27 protein-coding genes are annotated in these 19,851 nt (G+C 72.1%); 13 read left to right on the top strand and 14 right to left on the bottom strand.

Annotated features, from left to right (window positions below; translation table 11 throughout):
• Positions 1–37 precede the first annotated feature (37 nt).
• The 9 genes from DFJ66_RS13990 to DFJ66_RS13950 form a co-directional block, all read right to left on the bottom strand.
• Complete coding sequence (locus DFJ66_RS13990; RefSeq protein WP_121221471.1) at positions 38–1,111, bottom strand: ATP-dependent DNA ligase; 1,074 nt, start codon at positions 1,109–1,111, stop codon at positions 38–40.
• Between the two features lie 46 nt (positions 1,112–1,157).
• Complete coding sequence (locus DFJ66_RS13985; RefSeq protein WP_121221469.1) at positions 1,158–1,685, bottom strand: alkaline shock response membrane anchor protein AmaP; 528 nt, start codon at positions 1,683–1,685, stop codon at positions 1,158–1,160.
• Positions 1,682–2,242 (bottom strand): DUF6286 domain-containing protein, encoded by a 561-nt coding sequence (locus DFJ66_RS13980; RefSeq protein WP_121221467.1) that lies wholly within the window; start codon positions 2,240–2,242, stop codon positions 1,682–1,684. The genes DFJ66_RS13985 and DFJ66_RS13980 overlap by 4 nt, the downstream gene beginning before the upstream one ends.
• Before the next feature lie 3 nt (positions 2,243–2,245).
• A complete protein-coding gene (locus tag DFJ66_RS13975) occupies positions 2,246–2,527 on the bottom strand; it encodes an Asp23/Gls24 family envelope stress response protein (protein WP_121221464.1) in 282 nt (93 codons plus the stop codon).
• Entirely contained in the window at positions 2,524–2,706 is a 183-nt protein-coding gene (locus tag DFJ66_RS13970; protein ID WP_121221462.1) for a hypothetical protein, read from the bottom strand. Before DFJ66_RS13970 ends, DFJ66_RS13975 begins: the two co-directional genes overlap by 4 nt.
• Before the next feature lie 10 nt (positions 2,707–2,716).
• A complete protein-coding gene (locus tag DFJ66_RS13965) occupies positions 2,717–2,926 on the bottom strand; it encodes a hypothetical protein (protein ID WP_121221460.1) in 210 nt (69 codons plus the stop codon).
• Positions 2,923–3,195, bottom strand: a complete 273-nt coding sequence (locus DFJ66_RS13960; RefSeq protein WP_246029755.1) for a hypothetical protein — start codon at positions 3,193–3,195, stop codon at positions 2,923–2,925. The genes DFJ66_RS13965 and DFJ66_RS13960 overlap by 4 nt, the downstream gene beginning before the upstream one ends.
• Before the next feature lie 3 nt (positions 3,196–3,198).
• Positions 3,199–3,663, bottom strand: coding sequence for an Asp23/Gls24 family envelope stress response protein (locus tag DFJ66_RS13955; RefSeq protein ID WP_121221458.1), 465 nt, complete (start codon positions 3,661–3,663; stop codon positions 3,199–3,201).
• A gap of 80 nt (positions 3,664–3,743) precedes the next feature.
• Positions 3,744–4,496, bottom strand: a complete 753-nt coding sequence (locus DFJ66_RS13950; protein ID WP_121221456.1) for a pyrimidine reductase family protein — start codon at positions 4,494–4,496, stop codon at positions 3,744–3,746.
• Positions 4,497–4,535: 39 nt separating this feature from the next.
• On the opposite strand from DFJ66_RS13950, the gene zapE reads away from it, so the two are divergent.
• Genes zapE through DFJ66_RS13935 form a run of 3 tightly spaced genes read left to right on the top strand, consistent with a single transcriptional unit; the run spans position 4,536 to position 7,486 of the window.
• Positions 4,536–5,540: a cell division protein ZapE gene (gene zapE / locus DFJ66_RS13945; RefSeq protein ID WP_121221454.1), complete on the top strand. Its 1,005-nt coding sequence runs from the start codon at positions 4,536–4,538 to the stop codon at positions 5,538–5,540.
• A 37-nt stretch (positions 5,541–5,577) separates the two neighbouring features.
• Positions 5,578–5,820: a DUF3040 domain-containing protein gene (locus tag DFJ66_RS13940; protein WP_121221452.1), complete on the top strand. Its 243-nt coding sequence runs from the start codon at positions 5,578–5,580 to the stop codon at positions 5,818–5,820.
• 37 nt (positions 5,821–5,857) lie between these two features.
• Positions 5,858–7,486, top strand: coding sequence for an ABC-F family ATP-binding cassette domain-containing protein (locus DFJ66_RS13935; protein WP_211351142.1), 1,629 nt, complete (start codon positions 5,858–5,860; stop codon positions 7,484–7,486).
• Positions 7,487–7,621: 135 nt separating this feature from the next.
• Here the strand turns inward: DFJ66_RS13935 and DFJ66_RS13930 are convergent, their stop codons facing one another.
• Positions 7,622–8,161 carry a TetR/AcrR family transcriptional regulator gene (locus DFJ66_RS13930; protein ID WP_121221450.1) on the bottom strand — a complete coding sequence of 180 codons (540 nt, stop codon included), beginning with the start codon at positions 8,159–8,161 and terminating at the stop codon, positions 7,622–7,624.
• 79 nt (positions 8,162–8,240) lie between these two features.
• Between DFJ66_RS13930 and DFJ66_RS13925 the strand changes: the two genes are divergently transcribed.
• The gene (locus DFJ66_RS13925; protein ID WP_246029754.1) at positions 8,241–9,230 is read left to right on the top strand and encodes a zinc-dependent alcohol dehydrogenase family protein; all 990 of its coding nucleotides are present in this window, start codon (positions 8,241–8,243) and stop codon (positions 9,228–9,230) included.
• Positions 9,231–9,309: 79 nt separating this feature from the next.
• On the opposite strand, the gene DFJ66_RS13920 is transcribed toward DFJ66_RS13925, so the two are convergent.
• Both DFJ66_RS13920 and rocD read right to left on the bottom strand, forming a co-directional pair.
• The gene (locus tag DFJ66_RS13920) at positions 9,310–10,683 is read right to left on the bottom strand and encodes a DUF2252 domain-containing protein (protein WP_121221446.1); all 1,374 of its coding nucleotides are present in this window, start codon (positions 10,681–10,683) and stop codon (positions 9,310–9,312) included.
• A 76-nt stretch (positions 10,684–10,759) separates the two neighbouring features.
• The gene (gene rocD / locus DFJ66_RS13915) at positions 10,760–11,977 is read right to left on the bottom strand and encodes an ornithine--oxo-acid transaminase (protein ID WP_121221444.1); all 1,218 of its coding nucleotides are present in this window, start codon (positions 11,975–11,977) and stop codon (positions 10,760–10,762) included.
• A 141-nt stretch (positions 11,978–12,118) separates the two neighbouring features.
• Between rocD and DFJ66_RS13910 the strand changes: the two genes are divergently transcribed.
• From DFJ66_RS13910 to DFJ66_RS13900, 3 genes are all read left to right on the top strand, one after another.
• The gene (locus DFJ66_RS13910; RefSeq protein WP_121221442.1) at positions 12,119–12,988 is read left to right on the top strand and encodes a PPK2 family polyphosphate kinase; all 870 of its coding nucleotides are present in this window, start codon (positions 12,119–12,121) and stop codon (positions 12,986–12,988) included.
• Positions 12,989–13,075: 87 nt separating this feature from the next.
• On the top strand, positions 13,076–14,224 hold the full coding sequence (locus DFJ66_RS13905; RefSeq protein WP_246029753.1) for a lactonase family protein: 1,149 nt from the start codon (positions 13,076–13,078) through the stop codon (positions 14,222–14,224).
• Positions 14,225–14,271: 47 nt separating this feature from the next.
• Positions 14,272–15,012 (top strand): SGNH/GDSL hydrolase family protein, encoded by a 741-nt coding sequence (locus DFJ66_RS13900; protein WP_121221438.1) that lies wholly within the window; start codon positions 14,272–14,274, stop codon positions 15,010–15,012.
• Here the strand turns inward: DFJ66_RS13900 and DFJ66_RS13895 are convergent.
• The gene (locus DFJ66_RS13895) at positions 15,009–15,422 is read right to left on the bottom strand and encodes a DUF4279 domain-containing protein (protein ID WP_170199392.1); all 414 of its coding nucleotides are present in this window, start codon (positions 15,420–15,422) and stop codon (positions 15,009–15,011) included. The two genes, DFJ66_RS13900 and DFJ66_RS13895, sit on opposite strands and share 4 nt — an antisense overlap.
• An 85-nt stretch (positions 15,423–15,507) precedes the next feature.
• Between DFJ66_RS13895 and DFJ66_RS13890 the strand changes: the two genes are divergently transcribed.
• The 5 genes from DFJ66_RS13890 (at position 15,508) to DFJ66_RS13870 (ending at position 18,608) form a co-directional block, all read left to right on the top strand.
• Positions 15,508–15,810 carry an ArsR/SmtB family transcription factor gene (locus DFJ66_RS13890; RefSeq protein ID WP_121221434.1) on the top strand — a complete coding sequence of 101 codons (303 nt, stop codon included), beginning with the start codon at positions 15,508–15,510 and terminating at the stop codon, positions 15,808–15,810.
• Complete coding sequence (locus DFJ66_RS13885; protein WP_121221432.1) at positions 15,807–16,262, top strand: SRPBCC family protein; 456 nt, start codon at positions 15,807–15,809, stop codon at positions 16,260–16,262. Before DFJ66_RS13890 ends, DFJ66_RS13885 begins: the two co-directional genes overlap by 4 nt.
• A 98-nt stretch (positions 16,263–16,360) precedes the next feature.
• Entirely contained in the window at positions 16,361–17,146 is a 786-nt protein-coding gene (locus DFJ66_RS13880) for a HipA family kinase (RefSeq protein WP_246029752.1), read from the top strand.
• Positions 17,130–17,519 (top strand): DUF3037 domain-containing protein, encoded by a 390-nt coding sequence (locus tag DFJ66_RS13875; RefSeq protein ID WP_121221429.1) that lies wholly within the window; start codon positions 17,130–17,132, stop codon positions 17,517–17,519. The genes DFJ66_RS13880 and DFJ66_RS13875 overlap by 17 nt, the downstream gene beginning before the upstream one ends.
• A gap of 75 nt (positions 17,520–17,594) precedes the next feature.
• The gene (locus DFJ66_RS13870; RefSeq protein ID WP_121221427.1) at positions 17,595–18,608 is read left to right on the top strand and encodes an LCP family protein; all 1,014 of its coding nucleotides are present in this window, start codon (positions 17,595–17,597) and stop codon (positions 18,606–18,608) included.
• Positions 18,609–18,714: 106 nt separating this feature from the next.
• Here DFJ66_RS13870 and DFJ66_RS42735 read toward each other — a convergent pair whose 3' ends face one another.
• A complete protein-coding gene (locus DFJ66_RS42735) occupies positions 18,715–18,879 on the bottom strand; it encodes a hypothetical protein (protein ID WP_170199390.1) in 165 nt (54 codons plus the stop codon).
• 195 nt (positions 18,880–19,074) lie between these two features.
• Between DFJ66_RS42735 and DFJ66_RS13865 the strand changes: the two genes are divergently transcribed.
• Complete coding sequence (locus tag DFJ66_RS13865; protein WP_121221425.1) at positions 19,075–19,839, top strand: 3-hydroxybutyrate dehydrogenase; 765 nt, start codon at positions 19,075–19,077, stop codon at positions 19,837–19,839.
• The last annotated feature ends 12 nt before the right edge of the window (positions 19,840–19,851 follow it).

Genomic DNA, 19,851 nt, shown 5'->3' with positions numbered 1-19,851 from the left:
CAAACCGTAGCGTGACGATCTCGCCCGTGGGTGGGTTTCAGGCCGGTCGGACCTCGCCGCGCAGGACGGAGTCGACGTCGTAGCGGGCCGGTTGGTCCAACTGGTCGTAGCGGCAGGACTCCGGGTCGCGGTCCGGGCGCCAGCGGCGGAACTGGCCGTTGTGGCGCAGGCGGACCGGTTCCGCGCCCTCGGTCTGCGAGTAGGCGATCTCCAGCACGCGTTCCGGGCGCAGGGGCACCCAGTCCGCCTGCTTGCTGCGCCACCGGTTGACCTCGCCGGGCAGGCGGCGGCCGTCCGGTTCCACCAGCCACGGGTGGTCCTCGGTGGTGATCAGCGGCGACAGCTCCTGGGCCAGCGCGCGGCGTTCGGCGGCCTTGAAGGAACCGACCACGCCGACGTGGTTGAGGACGCCGTTGTCGTCGTGCAGCCCCAGCAGGAGCGAGCCCACGGCGGTGCCGGGTTCGGTGTCCTTGTGCCAGCGCAAGCCGGCTACCACGCACTCGGCGGTGCGGGCGTGCTTGACCTTGACCAGCGTGCGCTTGCCCGGCGTGTACGGGCCGGCGGCGGGCTTGCCGATGACCCCGTCCAGGCCCGCGCCCTCGAACAGCTCGAACCACTGGCGGGCCAGGTCGGCGTCGTCGGTGGACGGGGTCAGGTAGAGCGAGTCGCCCGGGGTGACCAGCTCTTCCAGGCGGGCGCGGCGCTGGGTGGTGGGGCTGTCGAGGAGCACCTGGTTGTCGACGGCCAGGAGGTCGAAGGCGACGAAGACGGCCGGGGTCTGCGTGGAGAGCAGCTTGATGCGGCTCTCGGCGGGGTGGATGCGTTCGGACAGGGCGTCGAAGTCGAGCTTGTCGTCCTTGGCGACCACCAGCTCGCCGTCCACGACGACCCGCTCGGGCAGGGTGCGCAGCAGCGCGGCCACGGCCTCGGGGAAGTAGCGGTTGAGCGGCTTGCCGCTGCGCGACTGGAGGACGACCTCGTCGCCGTCCCGGAACACCAGGCAGCGGTAGCCGTCCCACTTGGGTTCGAACACCCAGCCGTCGCCGGCCGGGATCTCGTCCACGGCGTTGGCCAGCATGGGCTGCACGGGCGGGGTCAGCGGAAGCACCACGCGGTCATCCTGCCTGGTGGGGGCGGCCTGTGCACGCCGTTCGGTGTCACCGGGCGCGGCGTTTGGCGCGGGCGGCGAGGTCGAGGCGGACGGCTGCGGGCAGGGCGGGGAGGCCGAGTGCGTCGCGGGCGCGGGTGAGGACGCCCTCGAGGTCCTGCCAGACGTGCCGGACGTCCGTGCCGTGGCGCAGGGTGAGGCTGATCCGGAGGGCGGGGTGGCCGATCACCTTGACGCGGGCGGCGGCGACCCCGTCGACCTGCAAGGCGTCCGTGGCCACGGCCTGGGCCAGGGCGTCGGAGGTGACCGTCAGGCCGTCCTCCAGGTGCAGGTCGGGGTGGCGTTCCGGGGTCAGCGCCCGCCACGCCCAGCGCAGGCCGACCACGACGGCGAGGACGCCCAGCACCAGCGCGCCGATCCGCACCCACAGCAGGTACGGCCGGAGGGGGTCGAAGTCCAGCGCGGGACGGTCCACCCGGAGCAGGTTGAGGGCCAGCGCACCGCCGCCGACCAGCAGCGCGAGGACGCCGAGGAGGGTCGCGCAGACGCGTTCGGTCCGGTACGAGCGGGTGATCACGGGCTGTCCTCCGCTGCGCGTTCTTTGAGGGGCCGGTCCTGGAACGGGCGGTCCTTGGGGGAGTGCACGACGACCGACACCTTCGGGTGATGGGGCAGGGGCAGGTTGGCCACGGCCTCGCGCGCCACCGCCAGCAGCCGGGGCCGCAGGGTGGCTTCGTCGTGCAGACCGCTCGTGGCCCGGACGTGCACGCGGCGCGTGGACGCGGTCACCGACGCTCCGGTCACGCCGTCCTCCGCGCGCACCCGGTTGCCGACGACCCGGGCCAGCGCGGTGGGCGTGGTGACGACCACGACGCCGTCGGCGGGGGAGTGCAGGCGCACGAACTTCCGCCGCGCGAACGCCGCCAGCGCCAGCAGCAGCACGCCGGCGGCGACGGTGAGAAGAGCGACCGCCCGGACCCGCTCGTCGGTCCACCGCACGCCGCCCAGCCGCGACCACGGCACCACGTGACCGCGCCCGGACCAGTGCCACGCGACCTCGGCCACCAGCACGGCCCCGGCGGCGGCCACCGCGAGGCCCAGCAACGGGGACAGCACCCGCAACAGCACGCGCACGGCTCACTCCACTCGCGGTCGGGGCTCGGACACCAGCGCGGACACCGTCACGTCGACCCCGCGCACCCGGTAGCCAGTGATCCGCTGGACCTCCTCGGTGACGGTTCGCCGCACCTCGGACGCCGCCGCCCGCACCGGCACGGCGTAGGGCAGCGGCAAGCGCACGGCCACGTCGACGTCGTTGCCTTCCCCGGTCACCTTCACCACCGCGCCGCGCCCGGCCGCCCGCGCCGCGACCTTGCGCACCACGGACGGGTGAACTTCGAGGGTGCCGCGCTCGTTCACCGGTCGCGGCCCCGCCCGCGGCCGAACAGGTCGTTGAGGTCGAGCTGTCCGTCCAGCACGCGGCCGGCGACCAGCCCGATGACGCCCACGGCGAGCGTCACCAGGAACGCGGTGAAGCCGGTGGTGGCGGCCAAGCCGAGCACCAGGCCCGCGAGCAGTCCGGTCTGGGTTGCGTTCATGCGAGTGCTCCTACTCCACGACGCGCCGGGGTCGGCGCGTGAACAGCCGGTTCCACCACGTCCGCCGCACCACGACCACCGGCGCGTCGAACCGGCTGCCGGTGCCGTCCCGGCGCGCGGCGCGCAGCTCGGCGAGGCCGCGCACGAAGTGCTCGGGGTCACCGCCCACGTCGGGGTGGTGCTGCCGGATGAAGGCGCGGATGTCCGCCCGGGTCGTCACAGGTCCTCCAGGTCGGCCACGGTGATGTCCACGGGCGCCGGCCCGGCGACTTCTCGGACGGCGGCGCGCAGCTCTTCGACCACTTCGGGGATCGGACGGCCGGCCCGCAGCACGACCGACACGGCGGTCCGGTCGGTCAGGCGCACGCCGTCGACCCGGCGGCCGGGCAGGTAGGACGCGAAGCCGCCGTGCAGCCGCGCCACGGACGGGTGGGCGAGGAGCGCGGCCTCCACGCGTTCAGCGGGTTCCACGTGTTCAGCGGGTTCCACGTGTCACTCGACCCGGGAGGTGGCCTGCTCGCCGTCACCGTTCTCGTCGGGCAGGTGGATGTCGTTCACCGCGATGTTGACCTCGATGACCTCCAACCCGGTGATCCGCTCGACGTTGGTGATCACGTTCCGCCGCACCGCCCGCGCGAGGTCCACGATCCCGGCCCCGTACTCGACCACGATGTCCAGGTCGATCGCGGCCTGCTTCTCGCCGACCTCCACGGTGACGCCGGTCGTGGTCGCCGTGCCCGCGCCCGGGATGCGCTCGATCAACGCCCCGAACGCCCGTTGCACGCCGCCGCCCAGCGCGTACACGCCGGAGATCTCCCGAGCGGCGATGCCGGCGACCTTCTGCACCACCGAGGAGGCGATGGTGGTCTTGCCCTGTGCGGTGTCGTCGGCGAGGCGGGCGGGTACGCCGTCCGGTTTCGCGGCCGTGCTCTGCGTACCCGTGTTGTGGGCAGCCATGGGTCGGTCCTTTCCGCAATCCGTTGTGCACGGGTTCGGATGCGGAGCGTGGCCAGGTCCTCACGGTGATGTGACGCGCATCACTTCCGGTGGTAGCGCAGGAGCAGCGCGCTCTCGTGCCGCAGGATCGACGCCAGCCGCAGGTCACGAGGTGCGTCGGGCAGCGGACCGGTGGCGATGCGGCCCGCGTCGCCGGCGGCCAGCAGCGGCGCGAAGGTGATGCACAGCGTGTCCACCAGGTCCGCCGCGATCAGCTCGCCGAACAGGCGCGGCCCGCCCTCGCAGTCCACCCGCCGCAGTCCCCGGTCGTCCAGCGCCTTGAGGGCCCGGGTCAGGTCCACCGTCTCCTCGCCCGCGACCACGACGTCCGCGCCCGCCTCGGCCAGCGCCTTGCGCCGCTCTGCCGGAGCCGCCGCCGTGGTGATCAGGATCGGCGGCACGGACGTGTTCACGACCAGCGGGGACGTGGGGGTGATCGAGCAGTTGGCGGTCACCACGGCGATCGGCGGCACCTCCGCCAGCCCCAGCCGGGCCCGCCGCTCGCGCCGCACCTCGCCCGCCCTGACCCCCTGGTAACCCTCGACCAACGCGGTGCCCGCGCCGACCAGCACCACGTCCGCCAGGTCGCGGCCCAGGGCGAAGACCTTCTTGTCCGCCGGGTTGCCCAGCCCGCCGGACTTGCCGGACACCGTCACCGCGCCGTCGAGGCTGGAGATGAAGTTGACCTGCACCCACGGCCGGTCGAGGTCCGGTGGGTAGTCGTAGAGCCGTTCCAGCTCCTCGTCGGTCAGCTCTGTGGTGGTGGTCTCAGCGGCGGGTGGCGGCCACAACATCTGCACGTCCCCATCCCAGCACGCCGTTACGCTGCGGGCATGTCTGCCCCGCGCCTGTCCGACCGCGAGCCCCACGTCGACGCGGACGAACTGGTCGGGGCGATGGTCCCGCCGCCCCGCTTCGACTCCGTCCGCTTCGCCACCTACCTGCCCAACCCCGACGAGCCCAGCCAGGCCGCCGCGGTGGAGGCGTGCCGCGCGTTCGCCGAGCGGGTGTCGCAGGGCGGCGGCAAGGGCTGGTTCGGCTCGCTGTTCCGGCGGTCCGCGGAGGAGGGCAAGCCCGGCCTGTACCTGGACGGCGGGTTCGGCGTCGGCAAGACCCACCTGCTGGCCTCGCTGTGGCACGCCGTGCCCGGCCCGAAGGCCTACGGGACGTTCGTCGAGGTCACCAACCTGGTCGGCGCGCTCGGGTTCACCGAGACCGTGGCCCGGCTGTCCGGGCACAAGCTGCTCGCCATCGACGAGTTCGAGCTGGACGACCCCGGCGACACCATGCTGGTCACCCGGCTGATCAAGGAGCTGACGGCGGCGGGCGTGGCGGTCGCGGCGACCTCCAACACGCTGCCGGACAAGCTGGGCGAGGGCCGGTTCGCGGCGGCGGACTTCCTGCGCGAGATCCAGGCCCTGTCGGCGAAGTTCTCCGTGGTGCGCGTCGACGGCCCGGACTACCGGCACCGCGGCCTGCCCGACGCGCCCGACCCGATGTCGGACGAGGAGCTGGTCGCCAAGGCCGAGAGCACGCCCGGCGCGACCCTGGACGACTTCGGCGCGCTGTGCGCCCGGCTCGCCCGCATCCACCCGTCCCGGTACGGGCGGCTGCTGGACGGGGTGTCGGCCGTGTTCCTGCGCGGGGTGCACCCGGCGCCGGACCAGGCGGTGGCGCTGCGGCTGGTGGCCTTCGGCGACCGGCTCTACGACCGGGACATCCCCGTCGCGGTGTCCGGCGAGCCGCTGTCGGAGCTGTTCACCGAGGAGATGCTGCGCGGCGGATACCGCAAGAAGTACCTCCGCGCGGTGTCCCGCCTGGTAGCCCTTTCGCGCTAGTTTTGCCCGGTAGGCGCCGGGTATCCCAGCGGGCGTGATGAGCGATGCGGAACGCCGGACTCTGCGCGAGATCGAGCACAGACTGTCCGCGGACGCCCCCGACCTGGCCGGCGTGCTGGCCTCCGGTCGTCCGCGCCGCATGACCTGTGCCCACGTGCTGGCCGCGGTCTTCGCGGCCCTGGGGGTGTTGCTGATGGTGCTGTCGGCGCTGGGTCCTTCGCTCGCGTCGTTCGGCTGCGCGTCCCTGGCCCTGCTGATGCGCGGCTACACCTGGCGGTAGGAAACCCGTTCGCTTCGCGGCGGGGTGCCGGGCGACCATGCTCGGCGTGGGTTTCCTCGACGCGAACGGACTCGCCTTCCGCCTGCCGGACGGTCGCGAGCTGTTCCGCGACGTGTCGTTCAAGGTCGGCGCGAACGCGGTGGTGGCACTGGTCGGCGCGAACGGCGTCGGCAAGACGACCTTGCTGCGCATCCTGTCCGGCGAACTCGTCCCGGCCGAGGGTTCGGTGCGCGTGCAGGGCGGGCTGGGCGTGATGCCGCAGTTCGTCGGCTCGGTGCGCGACTCCTCTACGGTGCGCGACCTGCTGCTCACCGCTTCCCCCAAGCCGTTGCGGGACGCCGCTCACGAGCTGGACTCCGTCGAACTGGCCCTGATGGAGACCGACGACGAACCCACGCAGATGCGGTACGCGGCGGCGCTGGCGGCGTGGGGCGAGGTCGGCGGCTACGACGCCGAGGTGCTGTGGGACACCGTGACCGTCGCGGCGCTGGGCGTGCCGTTCGACCGGGCGCGGTTCCGCGAGGTGCGGACGCTGTCCGGCGGCGAGCAGAAGCGCTTGGTGCTGGAGGCGCTGCTGCGCGGCCCGGAACAGGTGCTGCTGCTGGACGAGCCGGACAACTACCTGGACGTGCCGGGCAAGCGCTGGCTGGAACAGCGGCTGGCGGAGACCGGCAAGGCCGTCCTGCTGGTCAGCCACGACCGCGAACTGCTCGACGTCGCCGCCACCCACGTGGTGACGGTGGAGGCGCACAGCGCGTGGACGCACGTCGGCTCGTTCGGCACCTGGCACGCGGCCCGCGCGGCCCGCGTCGAACGGCTGGAAGAGCAGCACCGCCGCTGGGACGAGGAGCACGCGCGGCTCAAGGAGCTGGTGCGGACGTTGCAGGTGCAGGCCAAGATCAGCGAGGTCATGGCGGCGAAGTACCGCGCCATGACGACCCGGTTGGCCAAGTTCGAGGAGGCCGGCCCACCGCCCGAGCTGCCGTCCGCGGAGAAGGTCACGCCCCGCCTGCGCGGCGGCCGGACCGGCGTGCGGGCGATCACGTGCGAGGACCTCGAGCTGACCGGCTTGATGAAGCCGTTCGGGATCGAGGTGTTCTTCGGCGACCGGGTCGCGGTGCTCGGCTCGAACGGGTCGGGCAAGAGCCACTTCCTGCGCCTGCTGGCCGGGGACGCCGTTCACCACACGGGCACGTGGAAGCTGGGCGCCCGGGTCGTGCCGGGACTGTTCGCGCAGACGCACCAGCACCCCGAGTGGGTCGGCCGGACCCTGGTGGACGTCCTGTGGCACGGCGACGACGGCCGCGCCGGGCGGGATCGGGGCGCGGCGATGGCGGCGTTGCACCGGTACGGGTTGGCGCGGTCGGGTGACCAGCGGTTCGAGACGTTGTCGGGCGGGCAGCAGGCGCGGTTCCAGGTGCTGTTGCTGGAGCTGTCGGGGGCGACGTTGTTGTTGCTGGACGAGCCGACCGACAACCTGGACCTGAACTCGGCGGAGGCCCTGCAGGCGGCGTTGGCGGAGTTCACGGGCACGGTGGTGGCGGTGACGCACGACCGGTGGTTCGCGCGGTCGTTCGACCGGTTCCTGTTGTTCCGGTCGGACGGCGAGGTGGTCGAGGTGCCCGAGCCGGTGTGGGACGAGGAGCGCGTGCGCCGGGTGCGGTAGGGGTTGTTGGACGCTCGCGCAGCTTTCCGCTCGGAAACTGCGCCGGCGTCCAACACACGACCCTGCACCCCTACCGCCCCACCGGGCCCACCGAGCCCAGGGCCGCCTACCGCGCCGGCCGGGTGTGCCCAGCGGTCAGACGATGGTCGCCGCCAGGGCCTTCGCCGCTCGGCCCGGGTGGGTGCCGGGGTTGGCCGCGCCGGCGGCCAGGACGCCCTCGACCAGGAGGTGGAGCTGGTCCGCCGCCGTCGCCGGGTCCGGGTGGCCCAGGTGGTCGAGTTCGGTGCGCAGCAACGCGTGCAGGCGTTCGCGGTAGTTCCTGGTCACCTCGTGCGCCGGGTGGTCGGGCGTCAGGGACAGGTCGGCGGCCAGGTAGCGGCAGCCGCGGAACGTCGGGGTGGAGACCACGCGGTCCAGTTCGTCGAAGATCGCCAGCAGGCGGGTTCGGGGGTCGTCGCCGGCGCGGTCCATGGTGGTGGCGTACTTGGCCAGGTCCTCCTCCGCCGTGCGCCGCAGGACCTCCGCGATCAGGCCGTCCTTGCCGCCGAAGTGCTCGTACAGCGACCTGCGGGCCACGTTGGCGGCCTTGAGGAGTGCGTCGACGCCGACGGTCGTGCCGTGGTCGTAGGTGAGCCGTTCGGCGGCTTCCAGGAGGCGTTCGCGGGGGCCCGGCATGGGCGCGAGTCTACTTGACGGGTAGATCGACCGTTCTATACCGTCGAGGTAGACCGATCGTTCTACTTGGGGGTTACCGGTGCGGGACAGGAACACGGCGGCAGTGCGTGCCTACCGGTTGGAGCAGGGTGAGCTCGTGCTGCGGGAGTGCGAGGTCCCCGAACCGGGGCGGGGGCAGGTGCTCGTGGACGTGCGGGCGAGTTCGCTCAACTACCGCGAGCTGATGGTGCAGCGGGGCACGTACCCGTTGCCGGTCAAGGACGATCTCGTGCCGAACGCGGACGGTGCTGGTGTGGTCGTCGCGGTCGGGCCGGGGGTGACGGAGTGGGCGGTCGGTGACCGGGTCGCGGCGGCGGTGTTCCCGTTGTGGCAGCACGGGCCGTTCGGGCACGAGTTCTTGCCGCAGTTGGGCGGGTCGCTGGACGGGATGCTCGCCGAGCGGGTCGTGCTGGAGGCGAGCGGCCTGGTGCGCGTGCCCGACCACCTGTCGTTCGAGGAGGCGGCCACCTTGCCGTGCGCGGCGCTGACCGCGTGGAACGCCTTGGACGGGGTGCGGGCGGGGCAGACCGTCGTCACGCGCGGGTCGGGGAGCGTGTCGCTGTTCGCGGTGCAGTTCGGGAAGTTGTCGGGTGCTCGGGTCATCGCGACGTCCCGGGGGCCGGCCAAGGCGTCCCGGCTCACGGCGTTGGGGGCGGATCTCGTGGTGACGTCCGAAGACTGGGTCGAGGAAGTGCGGGCGGTCGGTGGGGCGGATCGCGTGGTGGACGTCGTCGGTGCTCTGAACGACTCCGTGCGGGCGTTGAAGGTGTCCGGCGAGGTCGCCGCGGTCGGGTCGCTCGGGGGCGGGTGGCCGCCGCTGGACCCGGCGCTGATGTTCGGGTCCGTGGCGACGGTCCGGATGGTCGCGATCGGCAGCCGCGCCCAGTTCACCGCGATGAACCGGGCGATCGCGGTGGCGGGGCTGCGGCCGGTGGTGGACCGGGTGTTCGGGTTCGAGGAGGCGGCCGAGGCGTACCGGTACTACGCCAAGGGCGACGCGTTCGGGAAAGTCGTCATCTCGATGGGGTAGTAAGCGCCGCGTGGACGTCCTCTGCGAGCGCCTGACCGACGGGTTCTGGGCCGGGTGGCGGTCGGGATCGGTCGGCAGGTCACTCCACCAGCGCGGGCAGTCGGCCGGACTTGACCGCCTTGGCCAGGTCCTCGTGGTCGGCGGCGGTCTGGTCGGCGTAGTCGAACGCGTAGCGGGCGAAGGCGTCGTCCAGGTCCTCGCCGTTCGCGCAGTAGCCGGCGAGCAGGCGCGGGTCGACCGAGCGGGAGTGGGCACGGGCCAGCAGGGCGCCGGCGAAGCGGCCGTAGTCGTCGAGGTCGTCGCGCTTGAGGGTGGTCGCGTCGATCTCGCCCTTGCGGTTGCGGAACTGGCGGACGATGAAGTGCCGGCCGCCGATGGTGGTCCAGCCGAGCAGGATGTCGGTCTCGGCCTGCACCAGCCGGGCGCCGTGGACGATCCGCTTGCCCTCGTGCTTGGCCTCGGGCACGTCCAGGAAGGGCGCGAGGGCCGACCGGCGGGCCTCCTTGGCCTGCAGCACCAGGGCTTCGTCGCCGTTGCCGTGCAACAGGACCAGGTAGTTGCGCAGGCCGACGCTGCCGGTGCCGACCACGCGGAAGGCCACGTCCGACACGCCGTAGCGCATGATCAGGTTGTACCGGGACTCGCGCAGGGTGTCCACATAGGACGGCAGCGCCGCGACCACCGCCTCGGCCTCGGCGTCGGGGATGCGGGTGAGCACGGGCGGGTCGGCGATGAACCGCCAGTGCTCGCCCTCCCGCCGGGTCCACTTGGCGGCCACCTTCGCGCTGGTGTTCTTGCGCGCCTTGGACGCGGCCTTGGTGAACTCGTCCAACAGGTCGTCGGCCTTGGTCTTGGACAGCACGGACTCGTCACCCAGCGCCGACCAGGACTCCAGGAACGGCAGTTCCGCCATGTGCCGCACCGCGCTCCGGTAGGCGCGCACCGCGTCGGTGGCGGCGTCGCGGCAGCCCTTGTCCGACACCCCGCCCTCGCGGCCGGCCAGCACCAGCGAGGTCACCAGCCGCTTGAGGTCCCACTCCCACGGACCGGGCAGGGTCTCGTCGAAGTCGTTGATGTCCATGACGATCCGGCCCTCGGGCGTGCCGTACAGGCCGAAGTTCGCGGCGTGCGCGTCGCCGCACAGCTGGGCGTCCAGGCCGCTGCGTGCGCCGACGGCGAGGTCGCCCGCCATGAGGCCCGCGCTGCCCCGGAAGAACGCGAACGGCGAGGCCAGCATCCGCCCGATGCGCAGCGGCACCAGGTCGGGCAGCCGGCCCTCGTTGGAGGCCTCGATGAACTCGACCACGTTCGGGCGGTCGGGGGCGAGCTTGCACGCCCGGTGCGCCTCGTGCGGGACGACCGAGCGCAGCGCGCGGCCCTCGGCCAGCACTTCTCCCGGTTCGGTCCAGCGCCCCAACGCGACGGCCGCCGCGGCCCGCCTCTGCTCACCCATAACCGCAATATCGCACGTCGGACCGCATTGATACGGTCTGTTCCCGCCCGTGGTCAGGCGGGAACAGACCGTGATCTCAACTGCTCAAAACGGACGCGATCGCGTCGACGCCCCGGTCCAGGTCCTCGCGCGTGATCACCAGCGGCGGCGCCACGCGCAGGGTGGTGTCCTGGGTCTCCTTGCACAGCACGCCCAGCTTCGCCAGCGCCTCGGACGCCTCGCGACCGCGCGGACCGCCCGGCGCGATCTCCACGCCCGCCCACAGCCCGCGTCCGCGCACCTCGGCCACCCCGCGACCGACCAGTTCGCCCAGCCGCGCGTGCAGGTGCGCGCCCAGCTCGCGGGACCGCTCCTGGAACTCGCCGGTCGCCAGCAGCCGCACCACGGCCCGGCCGACCGCGCACGCCAGCGGGTTGCCGCCGAAGGTGGACCCGTGCTCGCCCGGCCGCAGCACGCCGAGCACCGCCCGGCTGCCCACGACCGCCGAAACCGGCATGATCCCGCCGCCCAGCGCCTTGCCCAGCGTGTAGAGGTCGGCCCGAACGCCCTCGTGGTCCAGGGCGAACAGCTCGCCGGTGCGGCCCAGGCCGGACTGGATCTCGTCGGCGATCAGCAGGACGTGGCGCTCGTCACACAACTGCCGGATGCCCGCCAAGTAGCCGGCGGGCGGCACGACCACGCCCGCCTCGCCCTGGATGGGCTCGATGAGCACGGCGGCGGTGCGGTCGGTGATGGCGTCCCGGATCGCGTCGAGGTCGCCGTACTTCACGACCTTGAACCCCGGCGTGAACGGGCCGAAGTCGGCGCGCGCGGTCTCGTCGGTGGAGAAGGAGACGATGGTGGTGGTGCGGCCGTGGAAGTTCGACCCGGCCACGACGATCTCCGCCGTGCCCTCCGGCACGCCCTTCACCCGGTACGCCCACTTGCGGGCGACCTTGATCGCGGACTCGACGGCCTCCGCGCCGGAGTTCATCGCCAGCACCATCTCGGTGCCGGTCAGCTCGGCCAGCTCGCGGCAGAACGGGCCGAACTGGTCGTGGTGGAACGCCCGGCTGGTCAGCGTGACGCGGCCGAGCTGCTCGACCGCGGCGGCCACCAGGTCGGGGTGGCGGTGGCCGAAGTTGAGTGAGGAGTAGCCGGACAGGAAATCCAGGTAGCGGCGGCCTTCGACGTCGGTCACCCAGGCGCCCTCGCCGTGGGAGATCACGACCGGGAGCGGGTGGTAGTTGTGCGTGCTCCACTGCTCGTCGAGCGCGATGAACTGCCCTGTGGTGGGAACGGCGATGGCGGTCATGTCACCAGGCTAAGGGCCTTGCGCCAGCGATTTCATCCGGGGAGTGTTGCGTCTTCGCTAACTTCGTTGCGCGTTTGACGTAGAATGCGGCGATCCGTTGCGCAGCGGGCAGGGCGATGATCACCCGGTTAGGCTCCGACGATGGCCAAGAAGTCGGCACCGGTCCAGTCGATTCGCGACGCCTTCCGCGTGGTGCCCGGCGAGTTCGACATCGCGAAGGTCGATCCGGCGGGCACGCCGGTCGGTCCGGCCGACAAGGCCGCCGCCGCGGCGGACGTCGCCCTGGTCGGCAAGCGGCTCGACGAGCTCCAGGAAGCGCTCTACGCGGAGGGCTCCGGCGGCGGTCGGCGGCGCGTGCTGCTGGTGCTCCAGGGCCTGGACACCTCGGGCAAGGGCGGCACGATCCGGCACGTCGCCGGCCTGGTCAACCCGCAGGGCCTGCACATCGCCTCCTTCAAGAAGCCCACGGCGGCCGAGTTGCGGCACGACTTCCTGTGGCGGATCCGGCGGCAGGTGCCCGAGCCGGGGCGCATCGGCGTGTTCGACCGCTCGCACTACGAGGACGTGCTGGTGGCGCGGGTGGACAAGCTCGTGCCCGCCGCCGAGTGGCGCAAGCGGTACGAGCTGATCAACGCCTTCGAGGCGGAACTGGCCGAGGGCGGCGTGACGGTGGTGAAGTGCTTCCTGCACATCTCGCCCGAGCGGCAGAAGGAGCGGCTGGTCGCGCGGCTGGAGGACCCGCTCAAGCGGTGGAAGTACAACCCGCACGACATCGAGGTGCGGGCCAAGTTCTCCCAGTACCTGCTGGCCTACCAGGACGCGCTGACCAAGTGCAGCACGCCGGCGGGGCCGTGGTTCGCCATCCCGTCGGACCGCAAGTGGTACCGGAACTGGGCGGTGGCGCGGATCCTGCTGGAGACGCTGGAGGAGGTGGCCCCGGTGTACCCGGAGCCCTCGTACGATCCGGTGGTCGAGTTGGCACGCCTCCGGGACGCCGACCCGTTGCGCTAGACGCAATATTCGTTGCGCGTATTGCCCTTCCCGATTGGTCTAGGCCAGGGTGGAACCGCCGCGGGCACGGGCGAGCGGAGGTCGGGCGTGGCAGTGGACAGGCGGCGGTTCCTGGGGGCCGTGGGCGTGGGAGCGGGGTTGCTGATGACCGAGGGTGTCGCCGAGGGGTCTGCCGAGGGTGTCGCCGAAGCCGACGACTTCGCCGAGGCGCGTGGCGAGGTCCGGGTCTACCTGGGCACTTACACCACCTGGACCGGCGGCGGCGCCGGCCTCGGGGTGGGCGCGTACGACCCGGCCACCGGGCGGCTGCGGTCCACCGGCGTGGTGCGGGGCGTGCCGAACCCGTCCTTCGCGATCACCGCGGGCCGGCGGGTGTACGCGGTCAACGAGCAGTCCGCGGGGTCCGTGACGGCGTTCGAGGTGCGCGACGGCGTCCCGAAGGTGCTCAACACGCAGAGCACCGGCGGCGCGGACCCGTGCCACCTGGTCCTGCACCGCGGGCACGTGTTGTCGGCCAACTACAGCTCCGGCAGCGTGTCGGTGCACCCGGTCCGGCCGGACGGCAGCCTGGGCGCGCGCACGGACCTGGTGCGGCACAAGGGTTCGGGGCCGGACCCCGACCGCCAGGAGGGGCCGCACGCCCACCAGGTGCTGTCCGACCCGACCGGCGAGTTCGTGTTCGCGGTGGACCTGGGCGCGGACGCGGTCTTCGGCTACCGGCTCTCCGCCGCCGGCCGGTTGACCGAGGTGTCCACCGCCCGGCTGCACCCCGGCGCCGGCCCCCGCCACCTCGCGTTTCACCCGAACGGGCGGTTCGCGTACGTGGCGAACGAGCTGGATTCCACGATCGTGGTGGCCTCCTACGCGCACGGCGTCCTGACCCCCGGGCAGAAGCTGAGCACCCTGCCGGCCGACGCGCCGACCACCCCGCGCAACTACCCGGCCGAGGTGCTGGTGTCGGCGGACGGCCGGTTCGTCTACCTGTCCAACCGCGGGCACGACAGCGTGGCGGTGTTCGCAGTCGAGCAGGACGGCGCGCGGCTGCGACTGGTGGAGGCGGTGCCGGTGGGCGGCGAGTTCCCGCGGCACCTGGCGCTGGACCCGGCCGGGCGGTTCCTGCTGGCGGCCAACCAGAACTCCAACGCGGTGACCACGTTCGCGGTGGACCGGGAGTCGGGTCGGCTGCGGCTGACGAGCACGTTCACGGCACCCATTCCGGTGTGTGTCGCCTTCTAGGTCTACTTTCGTCGGCGCTCGACCGTCCACAGTGGTACGCCGGAGGCATGAACCTCTTGGCAGCAGTGCTGTTGACGGCGTTGGTCCCCGCACCTTCCGCCCCCGCGCCCGCCGCGCCGGAGTACGTCGCCCTGGGCGACTCCTACGCGGCGGGCGTCGGCACGGACAAGGAGTCGTGCGGGCGTTCGGACCGGGCGTACCCGGCCCTGTTCGCGCGGGACCGCTACGACCTGGACTTCAGGGCGTGCTCCGGCGCGACCACGGCCGACGTCGAGCGGCAGGCCGGGGTGCTGTCGTCGGCGACGCAGCTGGTGACCGTGACCGTGGGCGGCAACGACGCGCAGTTCACCGAGGTCATGACCACGTGCGTGCTGTCGGACGAGCGGACGTGCGGCGAGCGCGTGTCGAAGGCGGAGCGCTTCGTCCGGGAGGAGCTGCCGGGCCGGTTGGACCGGCTGTTCGGCGGGCTGCGGTCGCGGACGAACGCCCAGGTGGTCGTCTTGGGCTACCCGAGGCTGTTCGAGCAGTCCGACCCGTGCTCTTTCAGCGAGGCCAAGCGCACCGCCGTCAACCACGCTGCGGACGCGCTGGCCGAGGTGCTGGGGGACCGGGCGGGGTCGTTCGGGTTCACGTTCGTGGACGTGCGCGGCCCGTTCGAGGGACACGGCGCGTGCGGCGACGACCCGTGGGTCAACGACCTGACCTACCCGATCACCTCTTCGTACCACGCCAACGCCGCCGGCCACCGCGACGGCTACCTCCCCGCCCTGGAAGCCGCGACCTCCTAGCGTCGATCCTCGTCGTCCTCTCCGTCGCCCATCGCGTCGATGAGGAGTTCGCCGGGCACGCTCAAGAGCCGGTGCAGCAGCACTCGGTCCAGCTCTGCCGCGTGCTCGAACGCGTTGGACGCGAGCATGCAGAACCAGTCGATCTCATAGCCCTGCTCCACCAGCCGCCACAGGTCGTCGGTCCGGGGCTCCAACCGGTCGAGCACCGCGTTCAGGTGGTCGGCGAGTTCCAGTCCCTCGGGGAGGTCCGACCGCAGGTGCCAGAGCGACACGTCGCGGACCGACCCCGTCCTCCCGATCGGCTCGCCGACCTCGAACGCGTCGGTCGGCGTGATCCCCAGGGCCGCGGTGACCGCTGCCGCGGTGCCGCCGCCCATGCCGGCGATCCGGTAGCTCGCTCCTGTTCGCACGAACGACATCGTGGTGAGCGGCATGCGCGGTGTCGAAGGTTTTCGGTCTTGACGGCCCGACTTCGTAAGTCCAGACTTACCGTTCGTGGGGACTTACGGAGCACTCGCGGCGTTGGGCGACCCGACCCGGCGCCTGATCTTCGAGCGCCTCACCGCCGGTCCGCTGGCGGTCGGTGAGCTGGCGGCGCAGTTGCCGGTGAGCAGGCCGGCCGTCTCGCAGCACCTCAAGGTGCTCAAGGAGGCGCGGCTGGTGCGGGACGAGGCAGTGGGCACGCGGCGCGTCTACCGGGTGGACCCGGCGGGCGTGCGCGAGTTGCGGGACTACTTCGACGACATCTGGGCACAGGCGCTCGCCGCGTTCGCGCGAGCGGTGGAGGAGGAGACATGACCGAGGTACGCCGTTCCGTCACGGTCGCGGCCACGCCGGACCGCGCGTTCGAGGTGTTCGTGGCGAAGTTCGGCGACTGGTGGCCGCTGTCCACCCACCACATCGGCACGGCGGACGCGGCCACCGCCGTGATCGAGCCCTTCGAGGGCGGGCGGTGGTTCGAGCGCGGGGTGGACGGCTCCGAGTGCGACTGGGGCGCGGTCCTGGCCTACGACCCGCCGGCCCGCCTGCTGCTGTCCTGGCACCTGGACGGCGGGTGGTCCTACGACCCGGACCCGTCCCGCGCGAGCGAGGTCGAACTGACCTTCGAGCCCTCCGGCGACACCACGGTCGTGACCCTCGTCCACCGCCACTTCGACCGCCACGCCACCGACGGCGACCGCATCGCCGAACGGGTCGCCGCCGAGGGCGGGTGGGGCGACCTGCTCCAGCGGTTCGCGGCGGTCGTCTGACCGAAGGGCGGCGACGGCACCCCCGGTCCACGGGAGGTGCCGTCGTGGTCCGGCAATGGGTTGGCGGGGGCGTGGGGCGAGCGGCGATGATGCCCCGCGTGAACTCCACCAACGGGCTGCGGAGAGTCGCGGCCACGCGTTATGTCACGCCCTTCCGGGAAGGCGGGTCGCTGCCCGGTCTCGTCGAGGCCGACGACCTCGGGATGTACGTCCTCAAGTTCCGCGGTGCGGGGCAGGGGGTCAAGGCGTTGATCGCCGAGATCGTCGTCGGCGAGCTGGCGCGCCGGCTGGGGTTCCGGGTGCCCGAGATCGTGCTGGTGGAGCTGGACCCCGAACTGGGCCGCGCCGAGCCCGACCAGGAGGTGCAGGAGCTGCTCAAGGCCAGCGGCGGGCTGAACCTCGGGCTGGACTACCTGCCGGGCTCGTTCGACTACAACCCGGTGGTGCGCGAGCCGAGCACCGAGACCGCCACCCGCCTGCTGTGGCTGGACGCCCTGACCCTCAACGTCGACCGGAGCTGGCGCAACCCGAACACCCTGCTCTGGCACCGCGAGCTGTGGCTGATCGACCACGGCGCCTCGCTGTACTTCCACCACTCGTGGCACCCGGACCGCTTCCCGGCGACCACCTACCGGTTCGACGCGGCCGACCACCTGATGCTGCCCTTCGCGGGTCCGCTGGCCGACGTGGACGCGGAACTGGGCGCCAGGGTCACCCCCGCGCTGCTCGACGAGGTGCTGGCGCTGGTCCCCGACGAGTGGCTGGCGCAGGACGAGGCCTTCGGCACCGAGGGTCGCGCCGCCTACGCCCGGTTCTTCGCGTCCCGCCTGGCCCAGCGTTCCTGGGTCGCCGACCTGGAGGCCGCCCGTGCCGCACGTGTTTGAGTACGCGCTGCTGCGCGCGGTGCCGAGGCAGGAACGCGGGGAGTTCCTCAACGTCGGCGTGCTGGTCTACTGCGCTCCGCTGAACTTCCTGGGCGCCCGCGTGCACGTGGACGAGCGGCGGTTGCGTGCGCTCGACCCGTTCCTGGACGTCGAACTGCTCAAGGCGAACCTGGACCACCTGGGCATCTCGTGCGACGGCGACCCGGTCGCCGGTCCCGTGTCGAAGACCACTCCGGGGCAGCGGTTCCGGTGGCTGATCGCGCCGCGCAGCACCATCATCCAAACCTCACCTGCACACACGGGCCTGACCGACGACCCGGAGGCCGAGCTGGACCGCCTGCTGCGCGCACTGGTGCTGCCGCCGGAGCACTAGGGTGGCAACCTCTCGACGTATGCCGCGTCTTTAGCTGCAAGCAGTAGCCAACACACGGGATCGGGGTCGCTGAACATGAGCGCCGGCTACCAGCACGGTTACCAGCAACGCGCCGGGTATCGGCCGGTGCCCAAGCGGCGCAAGCCGCGGGTCGGTCGCATCATCGCGGTCGTCCTGGTCGTGCTCCTGGCCTTCGCGGTCGGGTTGTGGGTGTACGTCGACTCGTCGTTGCGCCGCATCGACGCCCTGCCGGACTACGAAGGACGTCCCGCGGACACGCCCGGCACCAACTGGCTGCTGGTCGGCTCGGACGCGCGTGAAGGCCTGTCCGAGGAGCAGAAGGCGGAACTGTCCACAGGGGACGCCGGCGGCCGGCGCACCGACACCATCATGTTGCTGCACATCCCGGACGGCTCGGGGAAGGCGACGTTGGTGAGCATCCCCCGGGACTCCTATGTGGACATCCCGGGCAACGGCAAGAACAAGGTCAACGCGGCCTTCGCGTTCGGCGGCGCACCGCTGCTGGTGCAGACCGTCGAGGGCGCGACCGGGATCCGCGTGGACCACTACATGGAGATCGGCTTCGGCGGCTTCGCGGGCATCGTGGACGCCGTGGGCGGGGTCGAGATGTGCATCAAGGAGCCCATGCAGGACCCGCTCGCGGGGCTCGACCTCCAGCCCGGGTGCCAGGAGTTGAACGGCGCGCAGGCGCTGGGCTTCGTGCGGACGCGGGCGTTCGCGACGGCGGACCTCCAGCGCGTGCAGAACCAGCGGGAGTTCCTGTCGGCGCTGTCGGCCAAGGCGACCAGCGTCGGGACGCTGATCAACCCGTTCAAGGCGTTCCCGCTGCTGTTCGCGACGACCGACTCGATCTCCGTGGACGACGACGACCACCTGCACAACCTGGCCGGGATGGTGTTCGGCATGGGCGACGGCGTGGACAACGTCACCGTGCCGATCGGCGGCACGCCCACGTTGCCCGGTGTCGGGTCCGTGGTGCAGTGGGACCGGGAGAACGCGCTGCGCCTGTTCGGGGCGCTGGAGCAGGACCAGCCGGTGCCCTCGGACCTGCTGGAGCAGCCGAAGTAGGGACCGGGACAGCGGTGACTCCCGCGAGGCCGCCGTCGGCTTGTCGCGTCGCCTTTCCCGACGATCAGCTTTTCCGATCGGCGGGAAATGCGGCGCGATGAGCCGACTACTGGGCGGCCGAGCCGCGCGACGGAGTCGCGCCGTCCAACACAGCGGGCTCGACCTGCTCGGCGGCGGGAGCCTCGGACACAGCGTCGGTGGTCGAGAGGATGCTCTCGATGATGCCGTCGAACTCGCGCAGCAGGTCGTCGTATATCGGCGTGAGTGACACTTCGTGACCCCCAAAGTCTGGTTCATCCCCCGATAGGACCAACGCAGCCTACTCACGAGACCCCGCCCATTCCACGCGGTATCGACGAAGTGCAAGGCCGTGTCGCTAACTGGTGGCTAAACACATCCCAAACCCGCAGGTTGTGTGCGGGTGCGACATGGGCGCAGTGGCGCAGGACACCTAGCGTTTCGGGGCATGAACAGTGTCCCCGGTCACAGCCCGGAGCTGGCCGGCCGCACCGCCCTGGTCACGGGCGCGGGCAGCGGTATCGGGCGGGCGTGTGCCGCCGCGTTGGCCGCCGCCGGTGCGAAGGTGCACCTGGTCGACCGCGACGAGGCCGTGCGCGCGGTCGCCGAGGAGCTCGGCGGTGCGGCGCACGTCGTGGACCTCGCCCAGGGCGACCCCGCCCGGCTGCTGCCCACCGAGGTCGACGTCCTGGTCAACAACGCCGGCCTCCAGCACGTGGCCCCGGTGCACGAGTTCCCGCCGGACCGGTTCGAGCTGCTCCAGCGGGTCATGGTGACCGCGCCCTTCCTCCTCGCCCGCCACGTCCTGCCGCACATGTACGCGCGGGGCTGGGGCCGGGTCGTCAACGTCTCCAGCGTGCACGGGCAGCGCGCCAGCGCGTTCAAGTCCGCCTACGTGGCCGCCAAGCACGGGCTGGAAGGCCTGAGCAAGGTCATCGCGCTGGAGGGCGCGGAGCACGGCGTGACCAGCAACTGCGTCAGCCCCGGCTACGTGCGCACGCCGCTGGTGGAGAACCAGATCGCCGACCAGGCCAGGGCGCACGGCGTGGACCGCGACCGCGTGGTCACCGACGTGCTGCTCACCAAGCACGCCATCAAGGAGCTCGTCGAGCCGGACGAGGTGGCCCACCTCGTGCTCTGGCTGTGCGGCGACCACGCCGCCCACGTCACCGGCTCCACGTTCACCCTCGACGGCGGCTGGACCGCCCAGTAGGTCCCCGCAGAC

The organism is Saccharothrix variisporea, assembly GCF_003634995.1.
Taxonomy (GTDB): domain Bacteria; phylum Actinomycetota; class Actinomycetes; order Mycobacteriales; family Pseudonocardiaceae; genus Actinosynnema; species Actinosynnema variisporeum.
Note: the sequence above shows the minus strand (reverse complement) of the source record. Positions and strands in the feature narration are given on the sequence as shown.

Coding starts and splice junctions, on each gene's coding strand:
- DFJ66_RS13865 (WP_121221425.1), top strand. CDS start 19,075: ATGAACAGTGTCCCCGGTCACAGCCCGGAGCTGGCCGGCCGCACCGCC.
- rocD (WP_121221444.1), bottom strand. CDS start 11,977: ATGACCGCCATCGCCGTTCCCACCACAGGGCAGTTCATCGCGCTCGAC.
- DFJ66_RS13940 (WP_121221452.1), top strand. CDS start 5,578: ATGAGCGATGCGGAACGCCGGACTCTGCGCGAGATCGAGCACAGACTG.
- DFJ66_RS13900 (WP_121221438.1), top strand. CDS start 14,272: ATGAACCTCTTGGCAGCAGTGCTGTTGACGGCGTTGGTCCCCGCACCT.
- DFJ66_RS13910 (WP_121221442.1), top strand. CDS start 12,119: ATGGCCAAGAAGTCGGCACCGGTCCAGTCGATTCGCGACGCCTTCCGC.
- DFJ66_RS13870 (WP_121221427.1), top strand. CDS start 17,595: ATGAGCGCCGGCTACCAGCACGGTTACCAGCAACGCGCCGGGTATCGG.
- DFJ66_RS13950 (WP_121221456.1), bottom strand. CDS start 4,496: ATGTTGTGGCCGCCACCCGCCGCTGAGACCACCACCACAGAGCTGACC.
- zapE (WP_121221454.1), top strand. CDS start 4,536: ATGTCTGCCCCGCGCCTGTCCGACCGCGAGCCCCACGTCGACGCGGAC.
- DFJ66_RS13970 (WP_121221462.1), bottom strand. CDS start 2,706: ATGAACGCAACCCAGACCGGACTGCTCGCGGGCCTGGTGCTCGGCTTG.
- DFJ66_RS13885 (WP_121221432.1), top strand. CDS start 15,807: ATGACCGAGGTACGCCGTTCCGTCACGGTCGCGGCCACGCCGGACCGC.
- DFJ66_RS13955 (WP_121221458.1), bottom strand. CDS start 3,663: ATGGCTGCCCACAACACGGGTACGCAGAGCACGGCCGCGAAACCGGAC.
- DFJ66_RS13920 (WP_121221446.1), bottom strand. CDS start 10,683: ATGGGTGAGCAGAGGCGGGCCGCGGCGGCCGTCGCGTTGGGGCGCTGG.
- DFJ66_RS13935 (WP_211351142.1), top strand. CDS start 5,858: ATGCTCGGCGTGGGTTTCCTCGACGCGAACGGACTCGCCTTCCGCCTG.
- DFJ66_RS13930 (WP_121221450.1), bottom strand. CDS start 8,161: ATGCCGGGCCCCCGCGAACGCCTCCTGGAAGCCGCCGAACGGCTCACC.